General features: G+C 67.8%; 8 protein-coding genes. 7 read left to right on the plus strand and 1 reads right to left on the minus strand.

Going from position 1 to position 8,942, the window contains the following annotated elements; all coding sequences use genetic code 11:
* The 6 genes from ispH to VN779_RS19925 all read left to right on the plus strand — a co-directional run.
* Positions 1–1,090, plus strand: a 1,090-nt coding sequence (ispH, locus tag VN779_RS19900) for a 4-hydroxy-3-methylbut-2-enyl diphosphate reductase (RefSeq protein ID WP_325725558.1), incomplete at its 5' end; no start/stop codon positions are given.
* A 5-nt stretch (positions 1,091–1,095) separates the two neighbouring features.
* Positions 1,096–2,097, plus strand: coding sequence for an adenosyl-hopene transferase HpnH (gene hpnH, locus VN779_RS19905; RefSeq protein ID WP_325725560.1), 1,002 nt, complete (start codon positions 1,096–1,098; stop codon positions 2,095–2,097).
* A 128-nt stretch (positions 2,098–2,225) separates the two neighbouring features.
* On the plus strand, positions 2,226–3,299 hold the full coding sequence (locus tag VN779_RS19910) for a trypsin-like serine peptidase (protein WP_325725562.1): 1,074 nt from the start codon (positions 2,226–2,228) through the stop codon (positions 3,297–3,299).
* A gap of 214 nt (positions 3,300–3,513) precedes the next feature.
* Positions 3,514–4,971 (plus strand): ammonium transporter, encoded by a 1,458-nt coding sequence (locus tag VN779_RS19915; protein WP_325725564.1) that lies wholly within the window; start codon positions 3,514–3,516, stop codon positions 4,969–4,971.
* A gap of 17 nt (positions 4,972–4,988) precedes the next feature.
* Positions 4,989–5,333 carry a P-II family nitrogen regulator gene (locus VN779_RS19920; protein WP_325725566.1) on the plus strand — a complete coding sequence of 115 codons (345 nt, stop codon included), beginning with the start codon at positions 4,989–4,991 and terminating at the stop codon, positions 5,331–5,333.
* Between the two features lie 232 nt (positions 5,334–5,565).
* Positions 5,566–7,683: a SpoIIE family protein phosphatase gene (locus VN779_RS19925; protein ID WP_325725568.1), complete on the plus strand. Its 2,118-nt coding sequence runs from the start codon at positions 5,566–5,568 to the stop codon at positions 7,681–7,683.
* Between the two features lie 413 nt (positions 7,684–8,096).
* Here VN779_RS19925 and VN779_RS19930 read toward each other — a convergent pair whose 3' ends face one another.
* A complete protein-coding gene (locus VN779_RS19930; protein WP_325725570.1) occupies positions 8,097–8,444 on the minus strand; it encodes a hypothetical protein in 348 nt (115 codons plus the stop codon).
* Between the two features lie 309 nt (positions 8,445–8,753).
* On the opposite strand from VN779_RS19930, the gene VN779_RS19935 reads away from it, so the two are divergent.
* Positions 8,754–8,942: hypothetical protein (locus VN779_RS19935; RefSeq protein WP_325725572.1), on the plus strand; the 189-nt coding region annotated here is incomplete at its 3' end.

Below are 8,942 nucleotides of genomic sequence, written 5' to 3' on the forward strand. Positions count from 1 at the left end.
GGAGCGCGCGATCGAGATCGTCGAGGAGGCGTTGGAGCGTTACGGCGCACCGGTATACGTGCGGCGGCAGATCGTGCACAACGCGTACGTCGTCGCCGACTTGGAGCGGCGCGGCGCAGTGTTCGTCGAGGAGCTGGATGAGGTTCCTGACGACGTCCCAGTCGTTCTCTCCGCGCATGGCGTGGCGCCCGCTGTCCGCGAGGATGCCACGCAACGCGGCCTGACGGTCGTGGACGCGACGTGCCCGCTGGTAGCCAAGGTGCACACCGAGGCACGCCGGGCGCTGCGCGACGGCAACACCGTGGTCTTCATCGGTCACGCCAACCACGACGAGTCCGAGGGGCTGCTCGGCGAGGACCCGGACCCGGCGAATCCGCGCATCCGGCTGGTGGAGAACGCCAGGCAGGCCAAGGAACTGGAGGTGGAAGACCCGGGCAAGTTGGCGTACCTCACCCAGACCACGCTGGCCGAGGACGAAGCCGCGGACATCGTCTCCGCGCTGCGAGCCACCTTCCCGACCATTCTCGAACCGCCCTCCTCCGACATCTGCTACGCGACCACCAACCGGCAGCGGGCCATCCGCGACATCGCCGCCGAGGTGGATGTGGTGCTGGTGGTCGGATCGCAGAACTCCTCGAACTCCAAGCGACTGGTCGAGGTGGCCGAGCGGGCCGGCGCCGCGTCGTACCTGATCGACGGCGCGGACGAGATCGACCCGGCCTGGCTGGTCGGGGCGCGCTCGGTCGGCCTCACCGCGGGAGCCTCGGCGCCGCCGAAGCTGGTGGACGAGGTGGCGCAGGCGCTGGCCGGGCTCGGACCGGTGGACCGGGAAGATCCGCCCGGGGTGGAGGAGTCCTACAAGTTCACCCTGCCGCCTATGCCTTCGCTGCGCACCGCTCGGCGCACCGGGGAGCCGCAAGAGCCACTCGCGGCGCAGCAGCCAGCAGATACTGATGTTGACCATGCGCCGCTTGGTGATCATGGGTCAGAAGTTGTCGATGCACGTTCGGAAGTCGTCGGCGGGGCCGCCGTGGCGTCGAGCACGAGCCCTGACGCGAGCACGGTTTCTGAAGCAAATACCGGGAGCTGATCGTCTTGTCCATTCCGATGCGGCAGTCCGCGCGGATCGGCGCGTACCTGTTCAAGCAGAAGCTGAAGGGCGTGCAGAAATTCCCGCTCATCGTGGAGCTTGAACCGCTCTTCGCCTGCAATCTGGCGTGTCCCGGCTGCGGGAAGATCCAGCATCCGGCCTCGGTGCTCAAGCAGCGGATGCCCGTGGAGCAGGCGGTCGGCGCGATCGAGGAGTGCGGCGCGCCGATGGTGTCGATCGCCGGCGGCGAGCCGCTGATGCACCCTCAGATCGACGAGATCGTGCGCCAGCTGATCAAGCGCAAGAAGTACGTGTACCTGTGCACGAACGCGCTGCTGCTGCCCAAGCACATCGACAAGTTCAAGCCCTCGCCCTACTTCGCCTGGGTCGTGCACATCGACGGCCTCGAGGAGCGGCACGACGAGGCGGTGGACAAGAAGGGCGGGTTCCAGGGCGCGGTCGACGCGATCAAGCTGGCCAAGTCCAAGGGCTTCAAGGTCAACACCAACTCGACCTTCTTCAACAACGACACCCCGCAGGCCGTGATCGACGTCTTGGACTACCTCAACGACGAGTTGGGCGTGGACCAGATGATGATCTCCCCGGCCTACGCCTACGAGAAGGCCCCTGACCAGGATCACTTCCTCGGCGTCACCCAGACCCGCGAGCTGTTCAAGAAGGCCTTCGCGAACGGCAACCGCAAGCGCTGGCGGCTGAACCACTCCCCGCTGTTCCTGGACTTCCTGGAGGGCAGGAAGGACTTCCAGTGCACGGCTTGGGGCATTCCCTCCTACTCGCTGTTCGGCTGGCAGCGGCCGTGTTACCTGATGAACGACGGGTACGTGAAGACCTACCGGGAGCTGATCGAGACCACCGAGTGGGAGAAGTACGGCCGGGGTAAGGACGAGCGCTGCTCGAACTGCATGGCGCACTGCGGCTACGAGCCGACCGCCGTGTTGGCCACGACCTCCTCGCTCAAGGAGTCGCTGCGCGCGATGCGGAGCTGATCTCAGCGCATTCCTATCTGCTGAGGTCAGAACGTTCAGGGATCTTTCAGACAGCGCGGTTAGGCTCGCGGAGACCCGGAACCAGCAGAGCGGTCGTCTGACGGCCGCGCACGGCACGGCGAGAGGCGATGCGAGAACCCGACCCGCACCGCACGAGACTGTCCAGGCAGCGGCGGCGCAGTTACGCCGCCGCCGTCCTGTGCTTGGGTGTCCTCGCGGCGGGCACGTTCGGTGCCTTCTATGCCGATCAGCGCTCGGAGACACATGGAGCAGCGAATACCGCGCACACGACGCCCGGGGCGGTGCCCGCGCCACGCCCCGAGTCGAGCAGGGGCGCGAAGCTCAATCCCAGTGTTCCCCTGGACCCGCAAAGCGCGCTGAAAATCGCCGCGCAGGCACCCAGGCAATCGGGCGGATCCGGCGCCGCGGCACCGGCCTCATCGTCGAGCGGCGCCAGCGGGCCCAGCCTGGACTTCGGCGGGGCTATTTCGGCGCAGACCACAGGCTCGCCGATGTCGCAGTCCAATCCGCTGACTGGAACCGCGTTCTCCGGGCTGCCGCAAGTCGGCGCCTTGTTCGGCTACGACGGCACCTCCACGACATCGCATTTCTGCTCAGGCAGCGTGGTCGCGAGCGACAAGGGCGACCTCGTGATAACCGCCGCGCACTGCGTGTACGACGAGTCGTCCGGTTCGCTCATCACCGACATCGCGTTCGTGCCCGGATACCACGACGGCCAGCAGCCATACGGCGTGTGGACCGCTTCGCAAATCGTGGTCGCGCCGCAATGGATCGACGACCAGGATCCCGACTACGACGTGGCGTTCGTGGTGGTGCATCAGCCAGGTTCGGCTCAGCGCATTCAGGACACAGTCGGCGCGGATCAACTCGGCGTGGACGCCGACTTCGCCTCGCTCACCCAGGTCGTCGGCTACCCGAGCGATACCGAGCAGCCGATCACCTGCACCGACTTCACGAAACAGTTCAGCCCGACCCAGTTGGAGTTCGACTGTCCCGGCTACCCGGACGGCACCAGCGGCGGGCCGTTCCTGACCGATGTCGACGCGCAGACCGGAGTGGGCAGGGTCGTCGGGGTGATCGGCGGTTTCGAGACCGGCGGCGACACCCCGGACGTGTCCTACAGCGTCTATTTCAGCGACGCGATCAACACGCTTTTCCAGCGGGCCGAGACGGCCGGCTGAGCCGCCGCCGTTCTTGGTGATCGAGGCCACGCCGAATTGATATTGTGCGCGGCTCGTTTCACGCGCGACACAGATCTGGAACTGGTGTGACACCAGCGGCTGACACGGTGCGCGCACGTATTGACGCAGGAACTTTCCGCGCTCTACGTGCGCAACGAAGGTAAACGGCTCCACGTTCCCTCCGATCTCCTTCTCCAATATCTGGACGGACGCTGTGCACCTCGATTACATCCCGTATCCCGCGACCGGCTATTCCTCCGGCGACGCCGCCTGGCAGCTGACCGCAGCCACCCTGGTCGGCCTGATGAGCCTGCCCGGCCTGGCCGTGCTCTACGGCGGCCTTGTGCAGAAGAAGTGGGCCGTCAACACGATGTTGATGGCCTTTTCCGCCTTCTCCCTCGTTTTGATCGTCTGGGCGCTCTGGGCGTTCAACATGGGCTTCGGCCACCCGTGGATCAAGACCACGGTCAACGGTTCGCCCAGCGGATTCCTCGGCAGACCGGGACCGGCCATGGGCGCCGGCCAGGAGGCGCAGGCGGATATCCCGCTGCTCGACGGGCTGATGCCGAAGTTCAATTTCTCTCAATCCGCGCTGTTCTATTTCCAGTTCGTCTTCGCCGCGATCACTCCGCTGCTCTGGCTCGGCAGCGTCATCGGCCGGATGAGCTTCAAGGCGTGGCTGGTGATCGTCCCGCTGTGGACCACCATCGTGTACAGCGCCGACGCATTCATGCTCTGGGGCGGCGGCTATTGGGCCGGCAAAGGCGCCGTGGACTATTCCGGCGGTTACGTCATTCACCTGTCTGCGGGCACCGCGGGCTTCGTGGCGGCGGCGGTCATCGGCCCTCGGCTCAAGCGCGACCGCGAGCACGGCGCGCCGAACAACCTGCTGCTGTGCGCGACCGGCGCCGGCATCCTGTGGCTCGGCTGGAACGGCTTCAACGGCGGCGACCCGTACTTCGCCGGCGCCGATGCGGCAGCGGCCGTGGTCAACACCAACCTCGCCACGGCTGCCGCGCTGCTGGTCTGGCTGGTCATGGACTACGCGTTGAGCCCGACGAAGAAGCCGACCCTGCTCGGCTCGATCAACGGCATGATCGTCGGCCTCGTGACCATCACGCCCGCGGCTGGTTACGTGAACGGACTCGGCGCGATCTGCCTCGGTGTGATCAGTTCGACGATCGTGTGGACCGCCTGGTACAAGCTTTCGAAGGTGTGGATCTTCAAGAAGGTCGACGACACCCTCGGCGTCGTGTACACGCACGGCATCGCCGGCCTGTGCGGCGGCCTGCTGGTCGGCCTGTTCGCCGATCCGAACATGATCGTCTACCCCGCGGGAACCGCGAAGGGTTCGAGCGCGTTCTCGGTCACCGGCCTGTTCTACGGCAACCATTCCTGGCACCAGTTCTGGATGCAGTTGTTCGCCGCGCTGACCGTGATCGTGTGGACCGCGATCGGAACCTTCGTGATCCTTCGGGTAGTCGGGCTGTTCATGAAGCTGCGGCTGCCTGATGCGGTATTGGAGAGCGGCGACCTCGCCGTGCACGATGAGGAGGTCTCCCCGCCGCAGACGCTCGTCGCGGTCGGCGCCGCCTCGCCCCCGGCGGCCGTCACGCCCACCGCGGTCGAGGAACCCGAGTCGACCGCCTCGTCGAGCGCGTCGGAACCCTGATGCGTCGCGGCCGACTGATGAAGCTGATCACAGCGGTCATCCGGCCGGACGACCTGGAAATCGCGCGCCGGGCGCTGTCCGCCTTCGGGGCTCCCGGCATGACCGTCACGCCGCTGCTGGCCGCCTCGCGCTGGAATCGGCATCTGGAGGTCTATCGGGCCGAGGTGCTGGTCGCCGACCTGGTGCCGCGCCTGCGGATCGACGTGCTCGCCGACGACGAGGACGTGCCCGATCTGGTCGCTTTGCTGGCGCGCATCGGCAGGCGGCCGCGCGGCGGTGACGACACCGGCCGCGTGTGGATCAGCGCGGTGGAGCAGGTCGTGCGGCTACGCACCGGAGAACGCGGCGAGCCGGCTCTCTGAGCGGCTGACCCGGCCGCGGCTACACCTGCGGATATAGCCGCGGCCGGATTCGCGCCCGGACGCTCCTTGCTTTTCTGTCGTTTCCACCCGAAAAATGGAAGCCGGGGTGGCCGGTTCGCCGAATAGAACACTTCAGCGACCAATCGCGCGACCCACAGTCCTGACATGGAGGTGTGCTACCGTACCGATCACCCGACAAGAATCTGGGCACGCGCGAAACGGCGGCACCGCGATGGCCTCTACCGCACGCGACCGGCCGTGGCCCGCCACATTGACGCTGGGTCCGGACGGACGGATCACCTCCTGGAGCCGGGGTGCCCAGGCGCTGTTCGGTCTTTCGGCTGCCCGGGCTTGCGGGCGTCGGCTGCGCTCCCTGCTGGTACGACCCGAGGACCGCGCCACAGTCGATGAGCTGTTCGGTTCGGTGCTGGCCGGGCGCAGCTGGTCCGGCGCCCTCCCCCTGCTCGACGCCGACGGGCGCGCGCACCCGGTCGAATGCGGCTGGCAGCCGATCCAGGACCGCCGCGGCCGCCCCGGTGCGCTGATCGTGGTCACCGATCGCGCGGACCTGCCCGAGGACGAATCGGCTACCGGCGACGCGCCGCTGGGCACTGCGCACGCCGCACTCGAGGCGATCAGCCAGTTCCAGGAACACGCGGCGACTGTGGCGATGATGCGCCGGGTGCAGCTGCTCACCGACGCGAACACGATGATCGGCTCGACCCTGGACATGGCGGCGACCGCCGCCGAACTGATGGACGTCGCGGTTCCGCGCTTCGCCGACTCCGCCAGCGTGACCGTGCTCGAGTCGGTGGCCGCGGACTTCGAGCTGCCGGACCGGCCCGCGGGCAGCGGCACCGTGCTGCGGCGCCTGGCGGCGGCCCCGTTCGGCCGCGACGGCGCGGAGGTCTTCCCGGTCGGCGGCACCGTCACCTACCAGCCCGGCACGCCGCTCGCGCAGGCGCTGGCCACCGGCCGGTCGCGCACGTTGCAGAACATAGACGCGGCGATGGCCGAGCGGATCGCCACCGGGCTCGGCGACGAGGCCGCCGCGGTATTCGCCGGCAAGTCGCTGATGATCGTGCCGCTGGTGGCCCGCGGCGCGGTGCTCGGGCTGGCAGTTTTCGCCCGGGACGCGAGCCGGCGCCCCTTCTCCCCCGGCGAAGGGGTGCTCGGCGAGGAACTGGCCGCGCGGGCGGCCCTGTGCATCGACAACGCGCGGCTTTACTCGCATGAGCGGCAGACCGCGCTGATGCTCCAGCGGGCGCTACTGCCGGACGACTCCGGCTACCACGCGGGCATCGACATCGCGCATCGCTACCTGCCCGCCAGTGACCTGACCGGCGTCGGCGGGGACTGGTACGACGTGATCGGGCTCGGCGGCGGCCGGGTCGCCCTGGTCGTGGGCGACGTGATGGGGCATGGCGTGCGCGCGGCAGCGGTCATGGGTCAGCTGCGCACCGCGACCCGGACGCTGGCCGCGCTGGACCTGCAACCGGCCGAGGTGCTGCACCACCTCGACGAGCTGATGGAGCACCTGGGCGGCTCGCTGGCCACCACCCACTTCGCCACCTGCATCGTGGCCGTGTACGACCCCACTGCGCAGACGGTGCGGATCGCGCGGGCCGGGCACGTGCCCCCGCTGGCAGTCTGGCCGGACGGCCGCACCGAACAGCTCGACCTGCCGCCCGGCGTGCCGCTTGGCGTCGGAGGGCACACCTTCGAAAGCCGCGATATCCCGCTGCCCGACGGCAGCCTGCTCATACTCTGCACCGACGGCCTCGTCGAGAGCCGCGCACCGGGCCGCGACATCGACGACGGCCTGCGCGACCTGGCCGATGGCGTGAAGGACCCCACGATGGCCCTGGAAGCCATCGCGGACGGGCTGATCTCGGGGCTGCGCGGCGACCGCACCCTCGACGACGCAGCGCTGCTGGTGGCCCGCGTACGCGGGATACCCTCCTCGTCCACGGTGGAGTGGACGGTGGTGCCCGAGCCCCCGGCCGTGGCGCAATCCCGGCGCACGGTGCGCGCCGCGCTCGGCGGATGGGGACTCGGACAGCTCGGCGATACCGCGGAGTTGCTCACCAGCGAGCTGGTCACCAATGCTCTGCTGTACACCGAGGGGCCGATCAGCGTACGGCTGATGCGTGATCGAACGCTGCTATGTGAGGTCTACGACGGCTCGGAGACCGTGCCCCGGCTGCGCGCCGCCGCCGACGACGATGACGGTGGCAGGGGTCTGCACCTGGTGAAGGAACTCTCCAGCCGCTGGGGAACCCGGCGCACCACCACCGGCAAGACGGTCTGGTTCGAGCTGCGGCTCGACCCCGCGCTGCCCGACCTCTGAGCGACTGGTGGAACGAGTGCGCTGACCGGATCGGGGACGGCAGCATTGCCCGCTCGTTCCAGTTCTGTAACAGCGATCTCCAAGCCTGGCTTACTACCTCAGAACCCGACATCATAAGGTGCTTGCAGCGTGCAAATGCGCGCGGAACCATGAGTTGACAGAATGCTGAGGTACGTAAGGTGAACCTCAAGCACCTCTATGCGGCATTGCTGACAGCCGTCCTCGTGACGGGATTGTCATGGGCTGACCATAACGGTAATTGCTCGCTCCACACCCCCACTGGAGCGAGTGTGCTCGGCGCAGCCTGAGGCCGCAACGACAGATAGTGCGCAATGGGGCTGTCGAGCCACCGCCGGCTAAGAACAAGCGGTGGCTCGACAGCCCCTACTTCGTTGGAGGCGAGCGCCTGTCGGCTAGTGGAAGGTGATCGGACCGTGGATGTCCCGCGCCTGCACGACGTTGCCTTGGATCTGTGCCTCGCCACTCACCGTGTTGGTTACCTCTCCAGCTTGCGCTAGAGCCTCAGTCATCCATGCCCGCAGCGCCTCGGCGGCCGCGGGCTCCAACCGGGCCTGCTCGACGAGGTGCTCAGCAGCTTGAGTAGCGGCCCGGTGGTCACCGGTCGCCGCCTGTTCAAGCGCCCGTTGCGCGGCATCAGAACGCTTGAATACCCGGCGCACGAGAGCTTGCAGTGCGGCCCAGCTGGTCTTCCCGGCCTCGCCGGCCGCGGCTCGCACGATCAGCGCGGTGAGAGCGTCCATCGATATCGGATCCATCAGCAGCTTCCCCTCCCCGGAGCAATCGCCGCTGGCTGCGTCTTCGAAAGCTTATGCCCGCATTCACCGCGGCGAAGCCGCATAACGCGGTTCACGGGTGCAGACCCGGCGCGGTGACTTGTTTGTGTGTGTTCGGGCTTTAAGGTGGTCTTAGGAGTGAATCAGGGCGCTGGCTGCTGTCTGCCATGGCGCGCTGGCCAAGGCCGGGGGTGTGCGATGCGCGAGGGTGGCGAGGATTGCGGCGGCGAAGCCGGATGGGTGGAAAGCGGGTCCCGCAATGAACTGTCGGGATTCGTGACGGGTCCGGTGGTCCAGGCTCGGGTGATCACCGGCGGGATTCACGTGCACGCCCCCGCGGTCGGCGTGTTGGAGCGCACGCCGCGCCAGCTGCCGCCGGATGCCGCGCTGTTCACCGGCCGTGCGGAAGATCTGGCGACTCTCGACGGTTTCTGGGCACGGTCTCAGAGCAACGGTACCGGCGCA

It is taken from the genome of Actinocrinis sp., from assembly GCF_035605935.1.
In the GTDB taxonomy this organism is placed as follows: Bacteria; Actinomycetota; Actinomycetes; order Streptomycetales; family Catenulisporaceae; genus Actinocrinis.